Annotated in this window: 21 protein-coding genes and 2 pseudogenes; 8 read left to right on the top strand and 15 right to left on the bottom strand. The window is 53.8% G+C overall.

Annotated elements, in window-relative coordinates; genetic code table 11:
• The coding region (locus tag ACKI5T_RS11815; RefSeq protein ID WP_407437589.1) for a recombinase family protein at window positions 1–465 on the bottom strand (465 nt) is incomplete at its 3' end.
• Between the two features lie 167 nt (window positions 466–632).
• Here ACKI5T_RS11815 and ACKI5T_RS11810 point away from each other — a divergent pair.
• Together ACKI5T_RS11810 and ACKI5T_RS11805 are read left to right on the top strand one after the other, a co-directional pair.
• A pseudogene (locus ACKI5T_RS11810) lies at window positions 633–3,618 on the top strand (Tn3 family transposase).
• 36 nt (window positions 3,619–3,654) lie between these two features.
• A pseudogene (locus ACKI5T_RS11805) lies at window positions 3,655–3,795 on the top strand (GNAT family N-acetyltransferase); the annotation flags it as partial.
• Between the two features lie 7 nt (window positions 3,796–3,802).
• Here ACKI5T_RS11805 and ACKI5T_RS11800 read toward each other — a convergent pair.
• The 10 genes from ACKI5T_RS11800 to sad all read right to left on the bottom strand — a co-directional run bounded on the left by ACKI5T_RS11800 (window position 3,803) and on the right by sad (window position 15,300).
• Window positions 3,803–4,717, bottom strand: a complete 915-nt coding sequence (locus ACKI5T_RS11800) for a bestrophin family protein (protein WP_407437587.1) — start codon at window positions 4,715–4,717, stop codon at window positions 3,803–3,805.
• Between the two features lie 202 nt (window positions 4,718–4,919).
• Entirely contained in the window at window positions 4,920–6,371 is a 1,452-nt protein-coding gene (locus ACKI5T_RS11795; protein WP_407437586.1) for a tagaturonate reductase, read from the bottom strand.
• Between the two features lie 117 nt (window positions 6,372–6,488).
• On the bottom strand, window positions 6,489–7,016 hold the full coding sequence (locus tag ACKI5T_RS11790; protein WP_407437584.1) for a GNAT family N-acetyltransferase: 528 nt from the start codon (window positions 7,014–7,016) through the stop codon (window positions 6,489–6,491).
• 83 nt (window positions 7,017–7,099) lie between these two features.
• A complete protein-coding gene (locus ACKI5T_RS11785; RefSeq protein WP_407437582.1) occupies window positions 7,100–8,065 on the bottom strand; it encodes a sensor domain-containing diguanylate cyclase in 966 nt (321 codons plus the stop codon).
• A 52-nt stretch (window positions 8,066–8,117) separates the two neighbouring features.
• Complete coding sequence (locus tag ACKI5T_RS11780) at window positions 8,118–9,110, bottom strand: diguanylate cyclase (protein WP_407437602.1); 993 nt, start codon at window positions 9,108–9,110, stop codon at window positions 8,118–8,120.
• Between the two features lie 180 nt (window positions 9,111–9,290).
• Entirely contained in the window at window positions 9,291–10,739 is a 1,449-nt protein-coding gene (locus ACKI5T_RS11775) for a diguanylate cyclase domain-containing protein (RefSeq protein ID WP_407437580.1), read from the bottom strand.
• Between the two features lie 109 nt (window positions 10,740–10,848).
• Window positions 10,849–11,211, bottom strand: a complete 363-nt coding sequence (locus tag ACKI5T_RS11770; RefSeq protein ID WP_407437578.1) for a DUF4186 domain-containing protein — start codon at window positions 11,209–11,211, stop codon at window positions 10,849–10,851.
• A complete protein-coding gene (gene glsB, locus ACKI5T_RS11765) occupies window positions 11,211–12,137 on the bottom strand; it encodes a glutaminase B (protein ID WP_407437576.1) in 927 nt (308 codons plus the stop codon). The genes ACKI5T_RS11770 and glsB overlap by 1 nt, the downstream gene beginning before the upstream one ends.
• A gap of 63 nt (window positions 12,138–12,200) precedes the next feature.
• On the bottom strand, window positions 12,201–13,790 hold the full coding sequence (locus ACKI5T_RS11760; RefSeq protein ID WP_407437574.1) for a methyl-accepting chemotaxis protein: 1,590 nt from the start codon (window positions 13,788–13,790) through the stop codon (window positions 12,201–12,203).
• A 121-nt stretch (window positions 13,791–13,911) separates the two neighbouring features.
• The gene (gene sad / locus ACKI5T_RS11755) at window positions 13,912–15,300 is read right to left on the bottom strand and encodes a succinate-semialdehyde dehydrogenase (RefSeq protein ID WP_407437572.1); all 1,389 of its coding nucleotides are present in this window, start codon (window positions 15,298–15,300) and stop codon (window positions 13,912–13,914) included.
• A 99-nt stretch (window positions 15,301–15,399) separates the two neighbouring features.
• Here sad and ptrR point away from each other — a divergent pair, with 99 nt between their 5' ends.
• A complete protein-coding gene (ptrR, locus tag ACKI5T_RS11750) occupies window positions 15,400–16,278 on the top strand; it encodes a putrescine utilization regulator PtrR (protein ID WP_407437570.1) in 879 nt (292 codons plus the stop codon).
• Here the strand turns inward: ptrR and ACKI5T_RS11745 are convergent.
• Window positions 16,232–16,714 (bottom strand): GNAT family N-acetyltransferase, encoded by a 483-nt coding sequence (locus tag ACKI5T_RS11745; protein ID WP_407437567.1) that lies wholly within the window; start codon window positions 16,712–16,714, stop codon window positions 16,232–16,234. The two genes, ptrR and ACKI5T_RS11745, sit on opposite strands and share 47 nt — an antisense overlap.
• A 151-nt stretch (window positions 16,715–16,865) precedes the next feature.
• Here ACKI5T_RS11745 and ACKI5T_RS11740 point away from each other — a divergent pair, with 151 nt between their 5' ends.
• Entirely contained in the window at window positions 16,866–17,810 is a 945-nt protein-coding gene (locus tag ACKI5T_RS11740) for an L-lactate dehydrogenase (protein WP_407437565.1), read from the top strand.
• A gap of 3 nt (window positions 17,811–17,813) precedes the next feature.
• Here the strand turns inward: ACKI5T_RS11740 and ACKI5T_RS11735 are convergent, their stop codons facing one another.
• Window positions 17,814–18,611 (bottom strand): PhzF family phenazine biosynthesis protein, encoded by a 798-nt coding sequence (locus tag ACKI5T_RS11735; protein WP_407437563.1) that lies wholly within the window; start codon window positions 18,609–18,611, stop codon window positions 17,814–17,816.
• A gap of 175 nt (window positions 18,612–18,786) precedes the next feature.
• Here ACKI5T_RS11735 and ACKI5T_RS11730 point away from each other — a divergent pair, with 175 nt between their 5' ends.
• Window positions 18,787–19,983 (top strand): sugar transporter, encoded by a 1,197-nt coding sequence (locus tag ACKI5T_RS11730; protein ID WP_407437561.1) that lies wholly within the window; start codon window positions 18,787–18,789, stop codon window positions 19,981–19,983.
• Between the two features lie 31 nt (window positions 19,984–20,014).
• Here ACKI5T_RS11730 and ACKI5T_RS11725 read toward each other — a convergent pair whose 3' ends face one another.
• A complete protein-coding gene (locus ACKI5T_RS11725; protein ID WP_012017390.1) occupies window positions 20,015–20,680 on the bottom strand; it encodes a MarC family NAAT transporter in 666 nt (221 codons plus the stop codon).
• 257 nt (window positions 20,681–20,937) lie between these two features.
• Here ACKI5T_RS11725 and marR point away from each other — a divergent pair, with 257 nt between their 5' ends.
• The 3 genes from marR (at window position 20,938) to marB (ending at window position 22,163) form a co-directional block, all read left to right on the top strand.
• Window positions 20,938–21,372 carry a multiple antibiotic resistance transcriptional regulator MarR gene (marR, locus tag ACKI5T_RS11720; RefSeq protein WP_012017389.1) on the top strand — a complete coding sequence of 145 codons (435 nt, stop codon included), beginning with the start codon at window positions 20,938–20,940 and terminating at the stop codon, window positions 21,370–21,372.
• A gap of 18 nt (window positions 21,373–21,390) precedes the next feature.
• The gene (gene marA / locus ACKI5T_RS11715; protein WP_012017388.1) at window positions 21,391–21,774 is read left to right on the top strand and encodes an MDR efflux pump AcrAB transcriptional activator MarA; all 384 of its coding nucleotides are present in this window, start codon (window positions 21,391–21,393) and stop codon (window positions 21,772–21,774) included.
• A 176-nt stretch (window positions 21,775–21,950) separates the two neighbouring features.
• On the top strand, window positions 21,951–22,163 hold the full coding sequence (gene marB, locus ACKI5T_RS11710) for a multiple antibiotic resistance protein MarB (RefSeq protein ID WP_012017387.1): 213 nt from the start codon (window positions 21,951–21,953) through the stop codon (window positions 22,161–22,163).
• A 40-nt stretch (window positions 22,164–22,203) separates the two neighbouring features.
• Here marB and eamA read toward each other — a convergent pair whose 3' ends face one another.
• Window positions 22,204–23,103, bottom strand: a complete 900-nt coding sequence (gene eamA, locus ACKI5T_RS11705) for an O-acetylserine/cysteine exporter (RefSeq protein WP_407437558.1) — start codon at window positions 23,101–23,103, stop codon at window positions 22,204–22,206.
• Window positions 23,104–23,126 lie beyond the last annotated feature (23 nt).

Raw genomic sequence — 23,126 nt, 5'->3', positions numbered from 1 at the left:
CCGTTCAATCCCTTGCTTCTGTCGCTGGCGCCGGCTCAGCCAGTCCTTATGCGACATTGCGGCCATCAGGTCGATAAGCATGTTATTGATGGCAGTTATCACGGCACGGGTGATTGGGTCAGCCTGCGAAGGGTCTTTATCTGACAGCGCCTGCCATGACGTGGGCACATCCAGGCTGACAATCCGCAGCTCGTGTTGTTCGATCTGCTTTTTCAGCGTCAACCAGTCGCTGTTGCTCAGACGGGTCAGGCGGTCTATCTGTTCGACCAGCAAAATATCATTGCGGTGACTGTCCATCAGTAAGCGTCCCAGCTCAGGACGGTCAAGTTTTGTCCCACTGATGTTTTCACGATAGTAGCTGGCGATTTTATGTCCCCGCTCCTGGACGAACTGCTCCAGCATCTCTTTTGCCCGATCGGCGAACTGATCTTCCGTCGATGCCCTCAAATAAGCTCTGATGAACATTTTTTCACCACATTATCGCATTTAAGTTATTGCATTTAATCTATCGCATATAGGTTATGTCATTCATTGTATGTCGTCACGTTTTGGTTATGGCATCAGGGTGTACCCTTATGCCATAACCATTTTTGTTAAAAATACCGCATCGAATAATTTATGAGGGAAACTATATGGCAAGGAGGCAGATTCTTTCTCTGTCGGAAAGAGAATCATTACTGGCATTACCGGACGATGAGTTAATGCTGACCCGAATGGCCTATTTCAGTGAGCATGATCTGGCACTTATCAGTGCTCACCGCAAGCCTGCCAGCCGTTTTGGTTTTGCCGTCCTTCTTTGCTACCTGAAAAATGTCGGCTTTGCTCCGGATAAAAAAATCCCACCCTCTGATGCGCTGCTGAAGCATATCGCCAGCAGGCTAAAACTTACCTGGGATCTCTGGCCTGCTTACCTTTCCGGCAGGGAAACCACGCGACGCGAACATTTAACCGAACTGTACCGCTTTCTTGGCGTAAAGGCGTTCACCGGCAAAATACAGCAGGACTGTATTACGCACCTGTTGTCGATGGCGACGCGCACCGATAAAGGTATTCTCCTGGCCGAAGAGTTACTGGTCTGGCTCCGGCAGAACAACGTGATAATTCCCGCAATTGATGTCGTGGAGCGTACCTGTGCGGAGGCCATGGCTGGCGGAGATAAAATCGTATTTCAGACTCTGAATGCCCCGTTAACTCCGGCGCACAGGGATGCTCTGGATCGTTTACTTGAGTCATCAGACAATCAGACAATCAGCCTTCCAGGCTGACATGGCTTCTGCAACCGCCGGGTAAAATCAATGGTAAGAACGTGCTGCAACATCTTGATCGGCTCAGCAGCATTGAATCGCTGGCATTACCTGAAGGTATAGATCGTACCATTCACCAGAACCGGTTGCTGAAACTGGCGCAGGAAGGCCGAAAGATGAGTAGCCGGGATTTGACCCGATTTTCAGCAGCCCGCCGTCATGCGATCCTGGTCTGCGTGCTGGAAGAAGCCAGAGCCACACTGACAGACGAAGTGATTGAGCTGCATGAGCGAATGCTGAACAGCCTTTTCAGCAAAGCCAAAAGAACACAGGCTGAGCGCCTTCAGCAGACCGGAAAGCTGATCCAGTCCAAACTGAGGCAGTACATCGATGTTGGTCAGGCGCTGTCTGATGCCCGCGACTCCGGTGGTGATCCATGGCTCGCAATAGAAAACATACTCCCGTGGCCTGAATTTGTCGCCAGTCTGGAGGAAACACGCCATCTCGCCAGAAAAAATAATTTTGACCCGCTGCATATTATTACTGAGAAATACAGCACATTACGGAAATATGCCCCGCGCATGTTGTCCGCTTTACAGTTAGTCGCAACCCCGGCAGCACAACCTCTGGCTGATGCGCTGGTTGTGATCAAGGATATGTACCGGAAGCAGTCACGTAAAGTTCCGGCGACTGCGCCGCTTGAGTTTGTCCCTGAAAGCTGGCGCAAGGTGCTGATTACACCTGCGGGTATTGACCGGCAGTATTATGAATTTTGTGCGCTCAGCGAGCTTAAGGGAGCGTTGCGCTCCGGGGACATCTGGGTTAAAGGCTCACGCCGCTACAAAAATTTTGATGATTACCTCATTCCCGAAAAGGACTTTGACAAACTCACACCGGCGCTGCCACTGCCCGTATCTGCTGATTATCATGAGTACATTGCCAGCCGTATGACTCTGCTTCAGTCCAGACTTGAAGAGGTCAATGCTATGGCAGCCCTTGGTGAACTGCCCGATGTGGAAATATCCGACAAGGGCGTAAAAGTCTCTCCGCTGGATAACTGCGTTCCGACACAGGTTTCACCGCTGGCAGAGCTGGTTTACAGCATGCTACCGCGACCTAAAATCACGGAAATTCTCGACGAGGTAAACAGCTGGACGACGTTTACCCGACATTTTTCGCATATAAAAAATGACATTACCCGTCCCGATACCCGCCTGCTCCTCACCACCATCCTTGCGGATGGCATCAATCTTGGTCTGACCAAAATGGCGGAAGCCTGCCCCGGAAGCACCAAATCATCACTGGAAGATATCCAGGCATGGTACATCCGCGATGAAACCTATTCAGCTGCCCTCGCAGAGCTGGTAAACGCGCAGGGGAAAAGACGGCTGGCGGCATTCTGGGGAGACGGGACAACCTCATCATCAGATGGCCAGAATTTCAGAACAGGAAGCTCAGGCCGCTACGCAGGGCAGGTTAACCCGAAATACGGGCAGGAGCCTGGACGTCAGTTTTATACCCATATTTCGGATCAATACAGCCCGTTTTATACCTGCATAATAAGTCGGGTCAGGGATTCAACCCATGTTCTCGATGGCTTGCTGTATCACGAAAGCGACCTGGAAATCAGGGAGCATTACACCGATACAGCTGGTTTCACCGATCATGTCTTTGCCCTGATGCATCTGCTGGGCTTTGCGTTCTGTCCACGAATCAGGGATCTCCACGACAAGAAGCTGTTTATCAAAGGGAAAGCAGACCAGTACCCGGCGCTTCAGTCACTGATATCAACAACCAGCCTGAATCTGAAAGAGATCGAAATTCACTGGCGTGAAGTGCTGCGCCTGGCAACCTCGATAAAGCAGGGAACCGTGACGGCATCCCTGATGCTGAAAAAGCTTGCCAGCTACCCCAAGCAAAACGGACTTGCCAAAGCACTGAGGGAAATTGGCCGTATTGAACGAACGCTGTTTATGCTCGACTGGTTTCGCGATCCGGCACTTCGTCGGCGGGTCCAGGCGGGACTGAATAAAGGAGAGGCCCGTAACGCGCTGGCGCGCGCGGTATTCCTGCACCGTCTGGGTGAAATCAGGGATCGTAAACCGGAAAATCAGAGCTACCGCGCCAGCGGACTGACGCTGCTGACGGCAGCTATCTCGCTGTGGAATACCGTCTATATGGAAAGAGCGGTCGATGCCCTGAAGCGTAAAGGGATGAAGATCAACGAGCAACTGCTGTCGCATTTGTCCCCGCTAGGCTGGGAACACATCAATCTTACAGGCGATTATATCTGGAAAAGCAACCGGATACCGGCTTCCGGTAAGTTTCGTCGGCTGCGGCCAGCTAAAGTAGGAAGGTCAAAAAACGACCTTAACGTACAATAATTTTCGATATCCAAACTGACCCCATCAACGATCGTTCACAGCGGATTTCCGCGAGCAGCGGCATGCGTCTGGTGAAAACTGAAAAGAAAGCCTACGTCTGCGGCGAGCTGGATTCTGAGCTTTGGGAAATCACACGCGAAGAGTGGAACGCCCTAAAGCGTTCCTGAATGTTCATTACGTCAGCTGATAGCGTCTGTCGGGTAACAGTCGTGCCGGGATTTCCGACTCATCGTTCATTTGCAGCAGATCGATTTCCATCGCATTGCATATTGCATCGAGCGGCAAATCATTGTTTTCGATACCAAACGGTTCTTCCAGCTCTTCAGCCAGAGCATCGAGTGCAATGAAGGTATAAGAAACCAGAACGGAGATGAACGGCGTCATGTAATGCAGATCGCCAACCAGCGCAAACGGCAGCATGATGCAGAACAAATAGACGGTGCGATGCAAAATCAGCGTGTAGGCAAACGGGACGGGCGTATTGGCGATGCGCTCGCAACCCGCCAGCACCACCGACATATCATTCAGTCGATTATTCAAACTGTGGAAAAGAATATCCGACAACTGCCCTTCTCTGCGGCGGATGGCCAGCCATTCGCCCATGATCAGCAGGATTCGGTTCGCCGGTGATTGAGAGTCCATCGCCGCACGCAGGTGTTCTGCACTGAGATAGCGTGCCAGCCTTTCAGCCTGTGGTTGTCGGCGCAACGTCATGCGTAAACAATGGGCGAAAGCAATTTGCAGACGCACAAACTCACCCAGATGCGGATCGTCCGGTAATGTGTTTTTCACCTCGCGAAACAACGAGCGTGACGCTATCATCAACTGCCCCCAAAGCTGGCGAGCTTCGACGTAGCGCGAATAACAGGCGTTATTGCGAAAACCGAGGAAAATAGCGATCGCCACACCAAGAATACTGAATGGCGCAACGGTCAGCTTGAAGCCCAGCGACGAGTACCAGGGTAACGTCAGGACAACGGCAATTGATAACAGGAAGTTGAGAAACAGCCGGGTAAAAATTTTAGACAGGACAGAACCGTGCCAGACAAAAATCAGGCGCAGCCAGTGCTGTTGAGGACGAACAATCATAGTCAGCTTCAGGCAAATAAAGAGCGCGACTATTAAACGTGATCGCCGTCACCGTTGCAAGCTTGTTACCAGGATATTGCAATACCCTTCTGATAGACAAATAATTGCACGATGCTGAAGTGTGTTTTTTAAAAGCCTGAATAATAGTATGTTGTAACTAACGCGTCTTTTTTAAAAAACCCGGCCGGAGCCGGGAGAGAGATTAGCAGAGCTGTTTTACCGCAGTCCGCATTCCCTGAAGCAAAATCGCATCCAGGTCGAGCGTAACTTGTTCTACCAATCCGCTGACGTTCGTCAGGTCTTGTTCCCAATGCTCGCTCACGCTCAGAACCGCTTTGACCAGTTCGCTGGTGCTGATCTGTTTGTCGTGATGTTGGGCCCACAGCTGATGATACCGATCAAGCCAGGGTTGGTCATCTTGCACCGGATAGCTTTCGCCGTTGCGCTCCCCGCGATAGAACGCAATCAGCGCAGCCAGAGCAAACGTCAGACGCGCCGGTAATTTGCCAGTAGCCTTCTGCCCTGCCAGCAGTTGAGGCAGGATGCGGGTACGGTATTTTGTCATGCCGTTCAACGCAATCGATAACAGCTGATGCTTAATGTACGGGTTACGGAAACGCCCTGTCACCGCACTGGCGAAGGATTCCAGCTCATCTTTCGGCAAATCGAGTACCGGAATAATTTCCTGATAAATGGCTTTTTCCACAAACGCACACACCTCTGCGTCGTTCATGGCCTCACCAACGGTGTCCAGACCCGCCTGGAAGGCGACAGGAACCAGCGCGGTGTGCGCCCCGTTCAGGATCGCGACTTTACGTTCTTTATACGGCTTGATGTCGTCAACAATCAGTACGTTCAGCGAAAGTTTGTCCAGACGCAGTTCGCTGGCCAGGGACTTAGGTCCCTGGATGACAAACAGATAGAAGTGCTCGGCGGTATCCAGGAAGCCATCGTGATAGCCCAGCTCTGTTTCAAGCGCAGTAACTTCGTCACGCGGATACCCTGTCACAATGCGGTCAACCAGCGTTGAACAGAAGGCGTTGGCATCGTTCAACCATTGCGTAAATTCTGCAGGCAGTTCCCACGTTTGCGCATAACGGAGCACCAGTTCACGCAGGGCATCGCCATTATAATCAATCAGTTCGCACGGAATAATGACCCAACCTTTATCGGCCGCACCGTTGAAATGGCTGAAGCGCTCGAACAGCAAACGGGTGAGTTTGGCGGGATAACTGACGGCTGGCGTATCGTCAAATTTGTCTTCCGCATGGTAGCTAATACCCGCTTCCGTAGTGTTGGAGAAGACAAAGCGCATGTCAGGATTGTGCGCAAGCTTCAGGAATTCGTCATACTGGCTGTAAACACTGATTTCACGGTTCACGGAGCGGATAAGACGCGCATCGCTCACCGCTTCGCCCTGCTCATTCAGACCACGAATGATAGTGGTATACAAACCATCCTGGGTGCTGAGTGAAGGCGGGAAATCACTCTGGATTGGGCGGACAATCACAACGCCTGAGTTCAGATCGGTATGTTCGTTCAACAGGTCGATCTGCCAGTCGATGAACGCACGCAGGAAGTTACCTTCACCAAACTGAATGATACGTTCAGGATAGAGCGCACCGGGGAAATCACGACGGTTGAGAGTGTTCACAATGGGGTTCCTTTTTTAATTAGTCATACAGCCCGATAAGATTGGTCCAATAACTTATCAAACTTTTCGACCATGAAACCCTGTTTTGATCAATTCCTGCAGCAATTGCGAAATAAATTATAAAAACTTATAGAACACAGTTGTCGCCGTCATTTCGCCGTCTGGCATCAGCGCGTAATCTGGGATTTCGCCCACGCTTATCCACCCCCCACGCACATAGAAGCTTTCCGCACCGCTGCCGCTTGCGGTATCCAGCACCAGAACGGTTTTACCCTGCTCTCTGGCGACAGCTTCAAGCGCTTCCATCAATGCCATGGCGATACCGCGGCGACGCGCTTTTTCATGAACCAGTAGCTTCGCGACATCGGCGCGATGCGGCTGATTTTCTGGTTGATCGGTCAGGAGTTGTACGGTGCCTAAAAGCTCGCCTTGCTCGTCGCGACATACCAGCACGGTACGCTCCTGGCGGCCAACGCTTTCGGCAACGCCGCGCCAGAACGCGCACGCATCATGATGAGAAAAAGGTAGCATAAAACTGACCGAGGCCCCGCCGTTCACGCAGTTGGCAAGAATATCGGCCAGGGCATCAATATGAGAGAGGATTTCATCCTGGGAGAACGAGTGAACAGACATTGACGGGGTCATAGGGTTTCCTTGTAAAGTGACCCCAACACATTGCTATTAACAATGACTTAACGCAAGTTGACCGGCCATAGGTCTTTGTGATGTTAATGCCCGACTGCGAACTGCTGTTTCATGGCGGAAATCTTTTCATCGGCAATTTGCAGCCAGTGCTGGAGATCGTTCTGCTGATGGTCAAATTCACACACACCCCAGGAAAAAGTGAGGCTCCACGGATGCAGGCCGCGCTGATTGTAGTTCGCCACCTGTTCGTTTAAAAACTGCATCGCGATCCACGCCCCCTGCTCGTCCGTATCCGCAAACAGCACCGCAAACTCATCGCCGCCGTAGCGCACCAACAAGTCCGCCTCACGGAATGAGCCACGCATCAGTTCTGCCATCGCTTTTAGCGCAACATCGCCCTCAGCGTGCCCGTAACGTTCGTTAATCTGCTTGAAGCGGTCCAGATCCATCCAGGCGAGTGTTAACGGTTCTGCGCGTCGTCTGGCACCGTAAAGCGCAAATGCCGCAAACTGGTTAAACCCGCGCCGGTTAAACAATCTCGTCAATTCATCGGTCGTTGCAGCGCAGGCTGCGGCAAACTCATCTTCTGCCAGCGCGGCGAGATCGTTAAGTGCCGTCAGGTCATTAGGGCTCATTTCGCGAGGAACATAATCCAGCAGACACAGCGTCCCGACGAGTGCCCCGTTGGGTAAAGAGAGCGGAACCCCAGCGTAAAAACGCACACCGGGCGTTCCGGTGACCAGCGGATTATCGCGAAAACGGGCGTCAAGATGCGTATCAGGGACCACCAGCGGAACGTTATCCAGAATGGCGTGCCCGCAAAAAGAGACGTTTCGCGGCAAGCCCGCCGCCATGGTGCCTTCCGTCGACATCGTCACCTGTGAGCGTTCATCAATCAAATTGACCGTCGCCACGGGTACGTTAAACAGGCGTTTCGCCAGACGACTGATCCGGTCATAAGGCTGATGATGATTCGACTCCAGAAGCCCGGACTCACGCAGGGCGAGCAGACGTTCAGATTCATTAGCAGGAATTGCAGGCGCTTTCATAATGTCTCCTGACACTCAGCTTTTTAATAGCTTAGCCTAAACAAGCGACTTGTCAGTGGGCGTAAATTCGATTTTTACCGCCGCGTTTGGCCTGATAAAGAGCGGTGTCCGCGGCCTGCAACCAATCGGTGACATTTTCCATGTCACGTGTTGCACCCGCAATACCGATACTTAACGTACAATTAATCGCTTCTTCCGCCACATCTTCCATAACCGCAGCGGCCTCCATGATTCGCGACGCCACCACGTACGCTTCTTCAATTGAGGTGTTCGGCAGCAGGATGACAAATTCATCGCCGCCCAGGCGCGCCGGGGTATCCGTCTGTCGGGTGGCCAGATGCAGAATCTCCGACACCGTCGCCAGCATCGTATCCCCCACTTTATGGCCAAAACGATCGTTCACATCTTTAAAATTATCGATATCGATAAACATCAGCGCCGATTCACGACTGGCATGTTGCAGCCTTTTAAGCTCTTTCTCGATGCGTTTTTCCAGTAAGCGTCGGTTAGCAATGTCCAGCAACGGATCCATCATCGCGATCCGCTCCAGCTCGCGAGATTTAACACGCAAGCGGATCGCAATACTGTCCGTCAACACGCTCAGGGCAATGACATAGATAGCAATTAACGGCAGCGTGGCAAACATGGTTTGCTGAGAAACGACGATGGCAAAGGGCATTCCTTGCACCAGCCAGGCCGCGAGAAACACCACCAGCATCGCGACAGCGGCTTTTCTCATCAGGACAAAACCGCCCGCGGAGAGCCGATCCGCCAGCAGGATGGTGGCAATCACCACCGAGGGCAACGGATTCACCACCATCATCGCTATCCAGAATCCGCCCGCTGCGGCATCCACCACTAGATTATGATGCTCAGTCACCAGCGGCGTTGAGGATCGACTGGCATGTTGCCAGGCCACGGTCGGCCAGACAAAGGCATTCAAGGCGAGTAAAACCATTAGCCATTCTGAACGTTGTTGTTCAATCAGGACGGTAAGAATAGGAATAAAACAGAGAAATGTGCCAAGGATACGCATCAAAAACATACGTTTGACAAACCGATTCCCTGGTAAGCGATGCAGTTTACTCAGTTTGCCCATTCCGTTCATGCTGCGTTTTTTCCGATGTGAAATCTCGGGTATCTTATTGAGCTTAAAAATAACAGGCAACAATTATATACGCATATTGATAACATCTGTGCCGCATTCTGCCTGGGATGGTGACGGTTACACGCGTTCGGGATCTTTTTGCGCGTCGACCGTCGGCAGATCGTTCAGTTGACGCGCACTGCTACGATTACGCCCAGCTTTTTTCGAACGATAGAGATAGTCGTCGGCTTCAGCCATCAGCCTGTTAAACACATCCGTCAGTTGCCAGGATTCAGCTTTTGCGCTGCCAAGACCAATACTCACCGTTAAAAATAGCCGTTGCTGACGCCAGATAAAAGGCTGTGAAGCAATAGTTTCTCTAATTCTTTCAGCCAGCGCTAAGCCCTGCTGCGTATCGACCGAATCCACCACTACCGCAAACTCTTCGCCACCCATACGCGCAACGATCCCGTCTTCGCCTACCACCTGCTGTACTTTCCCGGCAAAGGCGGCCAGCACGTTATCGCCGCACTCATGACCATAGTTGTCGTTGATGCTTTTGAAGTAATCAATATCCAGCAGCATGACCGTTAAAAAGCGGGGATGCCGATGGGATTCTTCCTGCTTCAGCGCCTCATACAGGCCTGAACGAGAGTAAACACGCGTGAGAAAATCGTAATCGGCTCGCAGAGAAACCTGACGAATAAGCGAATTGATCGCCGCTACGCTCACGGAAACCATGATCGGACAAATCGCCATGGTGGCAATCCCCAGGCGCGCAGAGAACATCATCGGCGTAGACAGCGGCGTGGCGACGGCAATATCGATAATGGAATTGGCCACCAGGATGATTTCAATCCCACCGGTCAGGAACGTCAGCAAGCAGGTCGCCGGGAGTGAATAACGGACGGCACACCAGATAAGCGCGGGCAACGGGAATGCCAGACTGCCCGCACCGCCAATTAACACCGAGGCAATCACCGACACCACCAGCGCCAGCACAGGCAAGAAATGCTCAACCGGCACTGAACGATTCATCTTCGGCACTTTGACAGTCAACAGACAGGGTAAAATGAGCACGCCCGTTGAAAACTGCTCGCTAAACCAGTCGGCATACAGCGGCCAGAAGGTCAGACTGTCGATGCCCACGGACCCCATCGCCCCCACCAGCGCGCAGAGCAGCGCAGCAATCAGACAATAGTTAAACAGCCGCAGGGCATTAATCGGATCGGGGGTTTTGCGCCCCATTTGTGCGTCCCGCATGACCAACTGAGCCACCGTGACAATAAAGACCATATTGGAAAAATTGATCACCACGGAGGCAATGCCCCAGTTGGTCGTTACCGCGTCATACATCAGCATCGCGATATAGGAGACGGCGTAGTAACGCGGGCGATTGAGATACGCATAGCGGGCGAACACCCCTGCCATGACGCCGTTCAGCGGCCAGAAGAGTGAGAGCGCTTCCACAAGGCGCAATTCTGCACCGATAAAATAAAACAGCGTGGTGAGAGCAAAAATAGTGACTGCATTTCGCAGGGTGTTGTCGGGCAGGAACGGCTTAAACGAGAGCAAGGAAGAACGCATTAAATATCAATCCATATAATCGCTTAACGCAATCATTTAGCGGCCATCAGCAGGAATAATCAAAGACTAGCATGTATCTGTAACATGCCTACCCCGTGAAAATAAACTCTCAATGTTTAGGGTTCATTTGCAGGACTAGCCAATGGTGGATAACGGTCACAATATAAGCCTGTTGATCGGCATCTAACGCTTGTCCCTGGGGTATCTGGTGCCACTTCGCCAGACAACCGCGACAGCACGTTGCGGTGGCGTGTTGGGCAATAAACACCGGGTGACCGCGCATGGGTGTCTGCTTACCATCATTTACCGGCTGCGCGGGAGCCAGGCGACGGGCGATAAAGTCCGCGGCATGTGAGTCGATCATGTCCGCGCCTTTGTCCCAGCAGTATTGTCGCTCTTTGGTGCCCAGTTGAAAGCGCGAGCGAAACGTCGACCGCGCCAGACGGGCAAAAAGAAGATCGAGGGTATTCATCAGTAAACGGATCGACCAAGACGCTGGGTCAGCTTTTCAAGTACCGCGACGCCCGCAAGGGAATTACCGGTGTCATCCAGTTCCGGGCTCCACACGGCAATCGCCATCTCATGCGGCACAATCGCGACCACGCCGCCGCCGACGCCCGATTTTGCAGGCAGCCCAACGCGCCACGCAAATTCACCGGCATTCTGATACATCCCGCTGGTCGCCATAAGCGCATTCACCTGACGCGCCTGCATTGGGGTCACCACCGCCTGCGCGTGGTGCGAGGAATAGCCCTTATCGGCCAGAAACAGAAACGTGCGCGCCATTTCCACGCAGCTCATCTTCAGCGCGCAATAGTGGAAATAGTTCTGCAGCACCGTAGCGACATCGTTGTGGAAATTACCGAAGGATTTCATCAGCCAGGCAATCGCAGCATTACGCGCAGAATGTTCAAATTCAGAGCGTGCAACGTTGGCGTCGTAGCTCAGATCGGATACGCCGCTCAGCTGGCGTACAATTTCCAGCATGCGCTGACGCGGCGCGCTAAGGCGGCTTTGCAGCATATCGCACACCACCAGCGCCCCGGCGTTAATAAACGGATTACGGGGTTTCCCCTGTTCGATTTCCAGCTGCAGCAGCGAGTTAAACGGCTGACCAGAGGGATCTTTACCGACCCGTTGCCAAATCTCATCTTCCTCGTACTGACGCATTGCCGCGACCAGGCTTAATACTTTGGAGATGGACTGAATAGAGAAGCGCTCGGTGGCATCGCCGGCCTGATAAAGCTGCCCCTCCACGGTACAAATGGCAATCGCCAGTTTGTTTCCGCTCACCGAGGCGAGCGCGGGAATGTAATCGGCGACCTTTCCCTGCCCCAGTAACGGGCGAACTTGCGCCAGAATATCGTCCAGCATCTCATTATCAATGACCGCAGCCACAGTCTGCTCCTTGCCCACAGGCCAAAATCGGCCTGTGAGTATAACAGAGGCTGATATATCGCGTCAGGCTGGAAGACGAAAGCGCGAAACGGCCTGCATCAGCAGATAAGATTCATCGTGTAATCGGCGTGAGGACTCCGACGCGGTGGTCACCAGTGCGTCCGTCTGGCGAGACACCTGATTAAGCGCCTGAAGCTGACGCGTCATCTGATGGATGCTGTCGCCCTGACTCAGCGTCGCCGCCGAAATGTCATCCAGCAAACTGCTCAGATTCGCCACCAGCTCGGTGACCTGCTGCAGATTGTTTTCGAGTCGGACCACCGCTTTTGACCCGTCCTCGATGCCCTGCAACGAGTGATTGATCAGCGCCTGAATAGTCTGCGTCGAATGGCTACTCTTTTTCGCCAGCATTCCCACTTCGCGCGCCACAATAGCAAAGCCGCGCCCCTGATTACCCGCATGGGCCGCCTCAATTGCCGCGTTAAGCGCCAGGATGTTGGTCTGAAACGCGACGCTATCGATCATTGATACGATCCCGCGCATCTCCGATGATCGTTCGACTATCGCCTGCATCGACGCATTCACCGTAGACATCATTGCGTCCCCACCGGCTGCCGTCTGTCGCGCTTCGTTCGCGCGGGTGCTCGCCAGGTTCGCGTAGCCGGTATTGCCCTCGACGTGGGTTTCCAGCGCAGCGATGTGCGCGGTGACTTCGTTAAGCTCTTGCGCCTGGCGCGCCGACTGCTGATACAGTTTCTGATTGCCGTCCGCCAGCGAGCCAATATTCTCGACCATCGACGTGGTGGCGTTACTCACTTCTGTTACCAGCTGCTGCAAGCCATTTTGCATGGTGGTGATACTGGCGTTTAGCTGCCCTATCTCGCGGTTAAAGCATTTAACGTCCGGCGCGGCTCCCGACAGATCGCCTGCGGCGAGCCGGTCGATATGCGCAATAAGCTCGCGCAGCGGAGTGATGACCCAGCGCGACATCCCAAACCACACCAGGATCGCAATCATGAGCAACACTATCGGTGCGAGCAGGAACAGTGACTGGAGGTTTGATAATCGATCCATCAACGACTGTCGGCCCACGCCTGCGCGCTCCTCGCTGGCGAGCTGATAGCGGGCGAAGTTATCGTTGAAATCGGTCTGGAAGGCCTGAGCAGGCACGGCAAAAAAACTGTCAATCGAGTTGGTTTTAATCAGCCCTTCCGCCTGCTCGTTGATGGCCCCGAAGAAGAGCTGATAGCTATTCACCAGCGCCTCGTCTTTTGGCGGACGGAGCGCCAGCCATGCATTCCAGGCCTGCTGCGAGGCGTTCAGGGCTTTCTGCGCGTCATCCATCAGGCTGTGCCAGCTCCCGTCAGAGCCGGTCTCTTTATCCTGCATAAAATAGACGCCGGAGCGGTTAAGCAGATCGCTTGCGGCTAATAGCGAAACGCGCGCCAGATCCAGTTTGCTCTGCTGCTGTTGCGTCAGCTGATTCTGTTGTTCATTACGCTGTGCGTCGCGCAGAGAGGCCGTCAGCAGTACCGACGAGGAGAGTTGCAGTGCGGAAAAGAGTCCGATAATACAAAAGATGCCCGCCAGCAGACCAAACTGGCGCGGCATCCCGCGCTTCGCACTCCGGCGGAAAATTTGCGTTAGGTTCATAATATTCTTCTGTAACAATACGTTAGACGCGTGCGAGTCTACGAAACGTAAATGACAGAACCATGACACAAAAATGACAAAGGCCTTCATAACGAAGGCCTTTTTGACGGCGATAAAAACGTTACACGCGGTCTTTCCACACCGTCTGAATATTACAAAACTCATGCAGGCCGAAATGCGACAGCTCGCGCCCAAAACCGCTTTTCTTCACACCGCCAAATGCGACGCGCGGATCGCTGGCGCTAAAGCCATTAATAAACACGCCACCGCACTCCAGGTCACGGGCAAATGACTCGGCGCGTTGTTCATCGGCAGTATAGACCGTCGCCGACAGGCCAAAGTCACTGTCATTGGCCAGCGCGAGCGCATGTTCAGCATCTTTTGCGACAGTGATCGTCGCCACCGGGCCAAACAGCTCCTGGCGAAAGGCGGTCATTTCCGGCGTGACGTTACCCAGCACCGTCGTAGCATAGTAGTTGCCTTTACCCGCGATCTTCTCGCCACCCAGCAACAGCGTTGCCCCTTCGGCAAGCGTGGCCTGAACTTGCTGGTGCAATTCATCACGAAGATCGGCGCGGGCCATCGGTCCTAAATAGTGCTCTTCCACATCCGGTGCGCCCATTTTCAGCGCCGCTGCCGCCGCAACGAAACGTTCCGTAAACTGCGCGGCAATACCTTCTTCAATGATAAACCGTTTGGCCGCCGCGCAAACCTGTCCGGTATTCTGGTAGCGCCCAGCCACAGCGGCTTTCACCGCCAGATCCAAATCGGCATCATTGAGCACGATAAACGGATCGGAACCGCCCAACTCCAGCACGCATTTTTTCAACGCCGCCGAAGCCTGCGCACCAATCGCCGCCCCAGCACGCACGCTGCCGGTCACGGTAACGGCGGCAATACGTTTGTCATTAATCGCCTGGCTGACGCCGTCATTGGTGGCATTAACCCAACCGAAAACACCTTTTGGGAAACCAGCGTCAGTGAAAATCTGACCGATCAGATCGGCCGATCCGAGCACGTTGGGCGCATGCTTGAGCAGATAGCTGTTACCCGCCAGCAGAATGGGCACCGCGCCGCGCAGCACTTGCCACAGCGGGAAATTCCACGGCATCACCGCCAAAATCGCGCCGAGCGGTCGATACGCAATGAACGCTTTTTGATTTTCGACAAGCGTGGGTTCAGCCTCCAGCATCGCCGGACCGTGCTGGGCATACCAGTCGCAAAGCGCGGCGGTTTTGGTCACTTCGGCCCGCGCCTGCGCAATCGGTTTGCCCATTTCGCGGGTCATCATTTTCGCCATCTCTTCAGCGCGAGTCCGTATCGCCACGCCCAGGTCGCGCAGCTTTTGTGCGCGGTGCGCGACGCTTTCATGGCGCCACTGACGAAAGCCTGCGTCAGCAAGTGCGACAGCCCTGGCAACGTCGTGTTGCGTCGCCCACGGGTACGCCGCGAGCGTTTCGCCATTCGCCGGGTTAACAGACAACGCGTGAGTGACAGAGGAATGAGTCATGAGGATCTCCACGGAATAAAAGTTGATTCATTGTGGCCGACTCTGCTATTTCTTAAAACTGAATAATATTAACCCACTTATTCACGAATCGAGAATGGCATGGATTTAACACAGCTTGAGATGTTTAACGCCGTGGCCCAAACCGGGAGCATCACCCAGGCCGCGCAAAAGGTGCATCGCGTACCGTCGAATCTGACAACGCGCATTCGCCAGCTCGAGGCCGACCTGGGCGTTGAGCTGTTTATCCGCGAGAATCAACGCCTGCGGCTTTCTCCGGCCGGCCACAATTTTTTGCGCTACAGCAAACAGATTCTGGCGCTGGTGGATGAAGCGCGGATGGTCGTTTCCGGTGATGAGCCGCAGGGGCTGTTTGCGCTGGGCGCGCTGGAGAGCACCGCAGCTGTGCGCATTCCCGAATCGCTGGCGCAGTTTAATCAGCGCTATCCGCGTATTCAGTTTGCCCTCTCTACCGGCCCGTCCGGCACGATGATCGATGGCGTGCTGGAAGGCACATTGAGTGCTGCGTTTGTTGATGGCCCGCTGTCACACCCGGAACTTGACGGGATGCCGGTGTATCAGGAAGAGATGATGCTGGTGGCGGCCGCCGGACACACAAAGGTGACGCGCGCCACACAGGTGAGCGGCTGTGATGTGTACGCTTTTCGCGCCAACTGCTCGTATCGGCGTCATCTGGAAAGCTGGTTTCATGCCGACCGTGCGATGCCGGGCCGTATTCACGAGATGGAGTCTTATCACGGGATGCTCGCCTGCGTGATTGCTGGCGCGGGTATTGCACTGATGCCCCGCTCAATGCTCGAAAGCATGCCGGGGCATCATCAGGTTGAAGCCTGGCCGCTGGCGGAAAACTGGCGCTGGCTGACGACCTGGCTGGTGTGGCGACGCGGGGCAATGACGCGCCCGCTTGAGGCGTTTATAGCACTGCTAAACGAACGTCAGCCACCAGCGCCTTCTCCATAAACAGGCTGAGCGGGTCGGCGACGTACGGGGCAAACGCCTCACACAAACCGTACCCGTGATTTTCATAAAGCCGCACAGCGGCGTGCTGCTTAATGCCTGTTTCGAGGCGCAGCGTGTGACATCCCCGCGACAACGCCTCGTCTTCCAGCGCAGCCAGCAGTTTTTCACCCAACTGCTGTCCGCGATGGGTAGGATCGATATAAACCCGTTTCATCTCGCCGGTACCATCGCCGTTTAAGACAATCGCCCCGCAGCCCACAGCATTAAGCTGGCGATCGCGGATCACCATCATGATCAGGCTGTCTGTCGAGAGTTGGGTCAGATCGAGCAGATGATTGCTTTCAGCGGGATAAAGTTCGCTCTGATACGCATCAAGCGCGGCGATGAGCGAGACAATATCCGGATGGGCGGCAGATTCAGAGGTAATGGAATACATGGCAGGCTCCTTTGTTGTTTTTATTCCAGGATAGCGTCCCGTCTTTATGAGCGCTTCATAGTATTAACTTATGATGGCGTTCATCAGTTGCGCGATGACAGGAGACCGCAGTAATTTTGTCATCGCCGCCGTAAAACTGAATGGACAACGCATGAATACCAAAGCCCGTAAAGTGATGATTATTGGCGCAGGCAACGTGGGCGCGTCTGCCGCCTATGCCCTGCTCAATCAGAATATCTGTGAAGAGCTTATTCTGGTGGATCTCAACCGGGATCGCGCCGAAGGCCACGCGCAGGACCTGGCAGATGCCGCCGCGTATATGCCGGGCATGATGAGCATTTCGACGCGCGACGCACGCGACTGCGTGGATGTGGATATCGCGGTGATCACCGTGTCGGGCGGGGCGCTGAAACCCGGTCAAACGCGTCTGGATGAGCTGGCTAATACCGCGCGGATTGTGAAAAATCTGGTGCCGCAGATGATGGAAAACGGCTTTAACGGCATCTTTCTGATTGCCACCAATCCCTGCGATATCATCACCTGGCAGGTGTGGAAACTGTCGGGGTTGCCGCGCAGCCAGGTGATCGGCACAGGCGTTTGGCTCGATACAACGCGTTTGCGTCGCACGCTGGCGCAAGCGCTGGATATTGGCGCACAAAGCATTGACGCCTTTATCCTCGGCGAGCACGGCGACACGCAATTCCCGGTTTGGTCGCATTCCTCGGTTTACGGCTCACCGATCGGCGAAGTCTATCAGCGCCACACCGGCAAGACGCTCGACCGTCAGCAGCTTGCCGAAAATGTTCGTCGTCAGGGCTTCGAAATCTACAACCGCAAGGGCTGCACGGAATACGGCATTGCCGGCACGATTGCTGAGATTTGCCGTAATATTTTCACCGGCAGTCACCGCGCGCTGGCGATCTCATGCGTGCTGGAGGGAGAATATGGTGTGGAGGGATTGGCGATTGGGGTGCCCGCCGTACTGGCGCAAAGCGGCGTTCAGCAAATTATTGAATTGCAGTTGGCGGAAGATGAACAGGTCAAATTCCGCCACTCTGCCGAGGTGATCAAGGCCAATATCGCCCGTTTACCTTGAGGCTCACGACTGACGCAGGAAGATTTTCCCTTTCAGATACAGCGTAGCCTGACCGCCAATCAGCACCCGATTGCCCTGCAACTCACAGCGCAAATCGCCGCCACGGGCAGACACCTGACGAGCAGTCATCTGCGTTTTGCCGAGCTTTTCACTCCAGTAAGGGATCAGCATGCTGTGCGTTGACCCGGTGACCGGATCTTCCGGTACCCCTTCTCCCGGGCAGAAAAAGCGGCTGACAAAATCATATTCATCGCCAGGCGCTGTCACGCAGACCATTTTCTCAAGCGGGATCATCGCCGCGATATCGGGCGTCAACGACTCCACCTGCTGCTGGTTTTCTAGCACCACCATGTAATCGCGACCCGCGCGGACCTCTTTTGCGCTGGTAATACCGAGCGCGCTGAACAGCAGTGCGGGCGGATTCACCACCGTCTCGCTTTCCCACGCCGGGAAATTCAGCGTCAGCCAGTCGCCGTTGCGCTTGACGGTCAGATCGCCGACAAAACGCGTTGAAAAGACGATTTCGGTCTGCGGATAATCGAGATATTCAAAAATCACATGCGACGCGGCGAGCGTGGCATGTCCGCACAGGTTAATTTCATACTGTGTGGTAAACCAACGCAGCGCAAAGCCCTCGTCGGTGCGAACAAAAAACGCCGTTTCTGACTGGTTGTGCTGCTGCGCCATCTTTAGCAGCGTCTCATCAGGAAGCCACTCTTCAAGCGGACAGACTGCCGCCGCATTACCGCCAAAGGATTTATCGCTGAATGCATCAACCAGATAAAATTCAATTTCCTGCATTGTCTTACCACCTGTTCTTGTTGTGTTGCCCTCATCTTGTGTGAAAACAACGATCTGCGCTACCATTTCGATAACGTAAATTTTGGGATCTGCGTCACATAATGATTGTCTTTTAACCAGTTTACGCTTTAAGATCGCTTTCTCTTCTTATCTGCAACGAATACGTTTTATTCCTATGACAACTAACACGGTTTCCCGCAAGGTCGCGTGGCTACGTGTGGTCACGCTGGCCATTGCCGCTTTTATTTTTAATACCACTGAATTTGTCCCAGTTGGCCTGCTGTCTGATATTGCCCAAAGTTTCCAGATGGAAACCGCGCAGGTCGGCATTATGCTGACGATTTACGCTTGGGTCGTGGCACTAATGTCATTGCCTTTTATGCTGCTGACCAGCCAGATGGAGCGCCGCAAACTGCTGATCGGTCTATTTGTGCTGTTTATCGCCAGCCATGTGCTCTCTTTCCTGGCGTGGAATTTTAACGTGCTGGTGATAAGCCGCATTGGTATTGCCTTTGCGCACGCGATTTTCTGGTCGATTACTGCCTCGCTCGCCATCCGTCTGGCACCTGCCGGTAAACGCGCACAGGCGCTCAGCCTGCTGGCGACCGGTACGGCGCTGGCGATGGTGTTGGGTCTGCCGATTGGCCGCATCGTCGGGCAATACTTTGGCTGGCGCACCACCTTCTTCGCGATTGGCCTGGGTGCACTGATTACGCTGCTGTGTTTGATCAAGCTGCTGCCAAAGCTGCCGAGCGAACATTCTGGCTCGCTGAAAAGTCTGCCGCTGCTGTTCCGTCGCCCGGCGCTGATGAGCATTTATCTGCTGACCGTCGTGGTCGTGACCGCGCATTACACGGCTTACAGTTACATCGAGCCCTTTGTGCAGGTGGTCGCGGGCTTTAGCGCTAACTTCGCCACGGTATTGCTGCTGATTCTGGGCGGCGCGGGGATTATCGGCAGCGTGCTGTTCGGGAAACTCGGGAATAAACACGCCTCACTGCTGGTCAGTAGCGCCATTGGCCTGCTCCTGGCGTGTCTGTTGCTGTTGATGCCCGCAGCGCAGAGCGAAAGTCATCTGGCCATACTGAGCATCTTCTGGGGCGTGGCGATCATGATTATCGGCCTGGGCATGCAGGTTAAAGTGCTGGCGCTGGCGCCTGATGCCACGGACGTGGCGATGTCGCTCTTTTCAGGAATTTTCAATATCGGCATCGGCGCAGGCGCGCTGGTGGGGAATCAAATCAGCCTTCATCTGTCGATGTCGGCGATTGGTTATCTGGGGGCGATTCCCGCGCTGGCGGCATTGATCTGGTCGATTCTGATCTTCCGCAAATGGCCGGTGGCTCTCGAAGAGCAGCCGCATCACGGATAAAAAAAGGGGTGGCCTCAGCCACCCCTTTTTATTAATGATAGTTTTTAATAATTTCCAGCACGCCGTTGATAATAAACTGCACGCCCATGCAGACCAGCAGGAAGCCCATCAAACGCGAAATCGCTTCGATGCCCCCTTTCCCAACCCAGCGCATGATTGCCCCTGAGCTGCGCAAACTCCCCCACAGAATGATGCCAATCAGCGCGAAAATCAGCGGCGGCGCGACCATCACAACCCACTCGGAGAACGTTGAGCCGTTGCGCACCGTCGACGCGGAGCTGATGATCATCGCAATCGTCCCTGGACCTGCCGTGCTCGGCATCGCTAAAGGGACGAACGCGATATTTGCCGATGGTTCGTCTTCCAGCTCTTCCGACTTGCTTTTAGCTTCGGGCGATTCATGCGCTTTATGCGCCGGGAACAGCATCCGAAAACCGATAAACGCGACGATGAGCCCCCCGGCAATTCGCAGCCCCGGAATCGAAATACCAAACGTGTTCATCACCAGTTGTCCGGCGTAATAGGCCACCATCATGATGATAAAAACGTACACCGAGGCCATCAGCGCCTGATGATTACGTTCGGCACTGTTCATGTTACCCGCCAGACCTAAAAACAGCGCCACAGTCGTTAACGGGTTCGCCAGCGGCAGCAACACCACCAGCCCAAGACCTATTGCCTGAATTAATTCCACCATTTCGCGTCGTTATCCTTATCCATAATTCACTCCCCAATTATACGGTGAAAATTCGCCATTCAGCCACGACCACAACGTAAGCAGTGTTTTCCACTGCGCAAGGATAACCCATCGGTATGTTTATGATTTAAAACGCGCAGAAAAAAGTTCAAGAAACGTTTTAGCAAAACGTGGCATCGGCGGATACATTCGATTGACTTATACTTGCCTGAGCAATAATATCTGCCGTGATTAAACTACTTGCCAGGGCAACCATTGTGAAAAGCACCAGTGATCTCTTCAACGAAATTATTCCACTGGGCCGTCTTATTCATATGGTTAACCAGAAAAAAGATCGCCTGCTCAACGATTATCTGTCTCCGATGGATATCACCGCGACACAGTTCAAAGTGTTGTGCTCCATTCGCTGCGAGGTGTGTATCACACCTGTTGAGCTGAAAAAGGTGCTCTCGGTGGATCTGGGTGCGCTCACGCGCATGCTCGATCGCCTCGTCTGCAAAGGATGGATTGAAAGACGACCGAACCCAAATGACAAGCGCGGCGTGCTGGTGCAACTCACCTGCGAAGGCGCGGCCGTGTGCGAAAAATGTCATGAGCTAGTAGGACAAACACTGCATCAGGAACTAACAAAAAACTTAACGGCGGATGAAGTGCTGACGCTTGAGCATTTGCTCAAGAGGATCCTGCCGTAAACAGAAAGAGGTATGACGATGTCCAGACGCAATAATGACGCCATCACTATTCATAGCATTTTGGACTGGATCGAAGATAACCTGGAATCGCCGCTCTCACTTGAAAAGGTGTCTGAGCGTTCAGGTTACTCAAAATGGCACCTGCAACGGATGTTCAAAAAAGAGACCGGTCATTCATTAGGTCAATACATTCGCAGCCGCAAGCTGACGGAAATTGCTCAGAAACTGAAAGAGAGCAACGAACCGATCCTGTATCTGGCAGAACGCTATGGGTTTGAATCGCAACAAACCTTGACCCGTACGTTCAAGAACTATTTCGACGTGCCACCGCATAAGTATCGCATCACCAGTATGCCTGGTGAATCCCGATACCTGCTACCGCTAACGAACTGTCATTGCTAATCGCCTGATTAAAGGCCTGTTTCATTAGGCATATTTTGTTGCCGACAGTTTTGACCTGCCAGCGTGCAATAGCCGGAGCGTACGCAGAGTACGCAAGGATGATGAGCACAGCCCAGGTCCAAACGGGCAATGAAATAGCCTCATGAGCCAGGCGCTAAGACGTAACCGAGGAAACCATGAAAACTATCGCCTCCGCCGCCCTCACCTTACTGGTGCTGGTCTCCGGTCAGACTTTTGCGGAGCAAACCACTCACGCTAACCAGCAAAACAGTCGCACCGCGATCGTTCTGCCAACCGCACACGAACAATCGCCTTTCGATTTTAATCATATGGGTGCGGGCAGCGACAAATCCGACGAATTAGGCGTGCCGTATTACAACCAGCGCTAACATTAATTCGTTTTGGCCCTGCTTTACGCAGGGCTTTTTTTCATCCCCTGATTCGCGTCGCACGACGCCACCGCAAACCAAACACATTGATATACAACCCTGCCATAACCAGCGCTGCGCCCAGTAGCTGTAGCACCGTCAGTTTCTCGCCCAGCAGAACAGCCGCACTCGCCAGTCCGACAACCGGAACCAGCAATGACAACGGCGCAACACGCCAGGTTTCGTAGCGACCAAGCAAAGTGCCCCAGATCCCGTAGCCCACAATCGTGGCGACGAACGCCAGATAGACCAGCGACAAAATCGTCGTGAGATCGATCTCAACCAGACTTTTGAGCATTACCGCCGGGCCGTCAAAAATCAGCGAGGCGATAATAAAGGGCACAACCGGAATCAGCGCGCTCCAGACCACCAGCGACATCACCGCCGGACGTGCATCATGCTGCATGATGAGTTTGTTGAAAATATTCCCGCACGCCCAGCTTAAGCCCGCCGCCAGCGTCAGCATAAAGCCCAGCAGCGCGACATGTTGTCCATTCAGGCTGGCCTCCGCCAGAATCAGCACGCCAAACACTGCAATGGTAATCCCCGCCAGCTGCTTGCCCTGAAGACGCTCACCAAAGACAAACGCGCCCAGAATGATGGTGAAGAACGCCTGAGCCTGGAGAACCAGCGATGCAAGCCCCGCGGGCATGCCAAATTTAATGGCGCAAAACAGAAAGGCGAACTGACCAAAGCTGATGGTGAGGCCGTACCCGAGCAGCAGGCGAAACGGGATTTTAGGACGCGCAACGAAAAATAACGCGGGCTCCGCAACCAGCAAAAAGCGTAAACCGGCCAGCATCAGCGGAGGCATATTATGCAGCCCTACCTTAATGACCACAAAATTCAGGCCCCATACCACGACTACCAGCAACGCCAGCAGCCCGTCTTTACGCGTCATACATCGCCTCTGATTATTAAATT

It is taken from the genome of Lelliottia sp. (assembly GCF_045627565.1).
Taxonomy (GTDB): domain Bacteria; phylum Pseudomonadota; class Gammaproteobacteria; order Enterobacterales; family Enterobacteriaceae; genus Enterobacter.
The sequence above is the reverse complement of the archived record's forward strand: the minus strand, read 5'-3'. Positions and strand labels throughout refer to the sequence as shown.

Excerpts from the sequence above, each read along its gene's own strand:
- sad (WP_407437572.1), bottom strand. The coding sequence starts at position 15,300 with ATGACTCATTCCTCTGTCACTCACGCGTTGTCTGTTAACCCGGCGAAT.
- ACKI5T_RS11745 (WP_407437567.1), bottom strand. The coding sequence starts at position 16,714 with ATGTATTCCATTACCTCTGAATCTGCCGCCCATCCGGATATTGTCTCG.
- ACKI5T_RS11780 (WP_407437602.1), bottom strand. The coding sequence starts at position 9,110 with ATGTTTTTGATGCGTATCCTTGGCACATTTCTCTGTTTTATTCCTATT.
- ACKI5T_RS11775 (WP_407437580.1), bottom strand. The coding sequence starts at position 10,739 with ATGCGTTCTTCCTTGCTCTCGTTTAAGCCGTTCCTGCCCGACAACACC.
- ACKI5T_RS11730 (WP_407437561.1), top strand. The coding sequence starts at position 18,787 with ATGACAACTAACACGGTTTCCCGCAAGGTCGCGTGGCTACGTGTGGTC.
- eamA (WP_407437558.1), bottom strand. The coding sequence starts at position 23,103 with ATGACGCGTAAAGACGGGCTGCTGGCGTTGCTGGTAGTCGTGGTATGG.
- ACKI5T_RS11770 (WP_407437578.1), bottom strand. The coding sequence starts at position 11,211 with ATGAATACCCTCGATCTTCTTTTTGCCCGTCTGGCGCGGTCGACGTTT.
- ACKI5T_RS11800 (WP_407437587.1), bottom strand. The coding sequence starts at position 4,717 with ATGATTGTTCGTCCTCAACAGCACTGGCTGCGCCTGATTTTTGTCTGG.
- marB (WP_012017387.1), top strand. The coding sequence starts at position 21,951 with ATGAAAACTATCGCCTCCGCCGCCCTCACCTTACTGGTGCTGGTCTCC.
- ptrR (WP_407437570.1), top strand. The coding sequence starts at position 15,400 with ATGGATTTAACACAGCTTGAGATGTTTAACGCCGTGGCCCAAACCGGG.
- ACKI5T_RS11735 (WP_407437563.1), bottom strand. The coding sequence starts at position 18,611 with ATGCAGGAAATTGAATTTTATCTGGTTGATGCATTCAGCGATAAATCC.
- ACKI5T_RS11760 (WP_407437574.1), bottom strand. The coding sequence starts at position 13,790 with ATGAACCTAACGCAAATTTTCCGCCGGAGTGCGAAGCGCGGGATGCCG.
- ACKI5T_RS11785 (WP_407437582.1), bottom strand. The coding sequence starts at position 8,065 with ATGAAAGCGCCTGCAATTCCTGCTAATGAATCTGAACGTCTGCTCGCC.
- marA (WP_012017388.1), top strand. The coding sequence starts at position 21,391 with ATGTCCAGACGCAATAATGACGCCATCACTATTCATAGCATTTTGGAC.
- ACKI5T_RS11790 (WP_407437584.1), bottom strand. The coding sequence starts at position 7,016 with ATGACCCCGTCAATGTCTGTTCACTCGTTCTCCCAGGATGAAATCCTC.
- ACKI5T_RS11740 (WP_407437565.1), top strand. The coding sequence starts at position 16,866 with ATGAATACCAAAGCCCGTAAAGTGATGATTATTGGCGCAGGCAACGTG.
- ACKI5T_RS11725 (WP_012017390.1), bottom strand. The coding sequence starts at position 20,680 with ATGGTGGAATTAATTCAGGCAATAGGTCTTGGGCTGGTGGTGTTGCTG.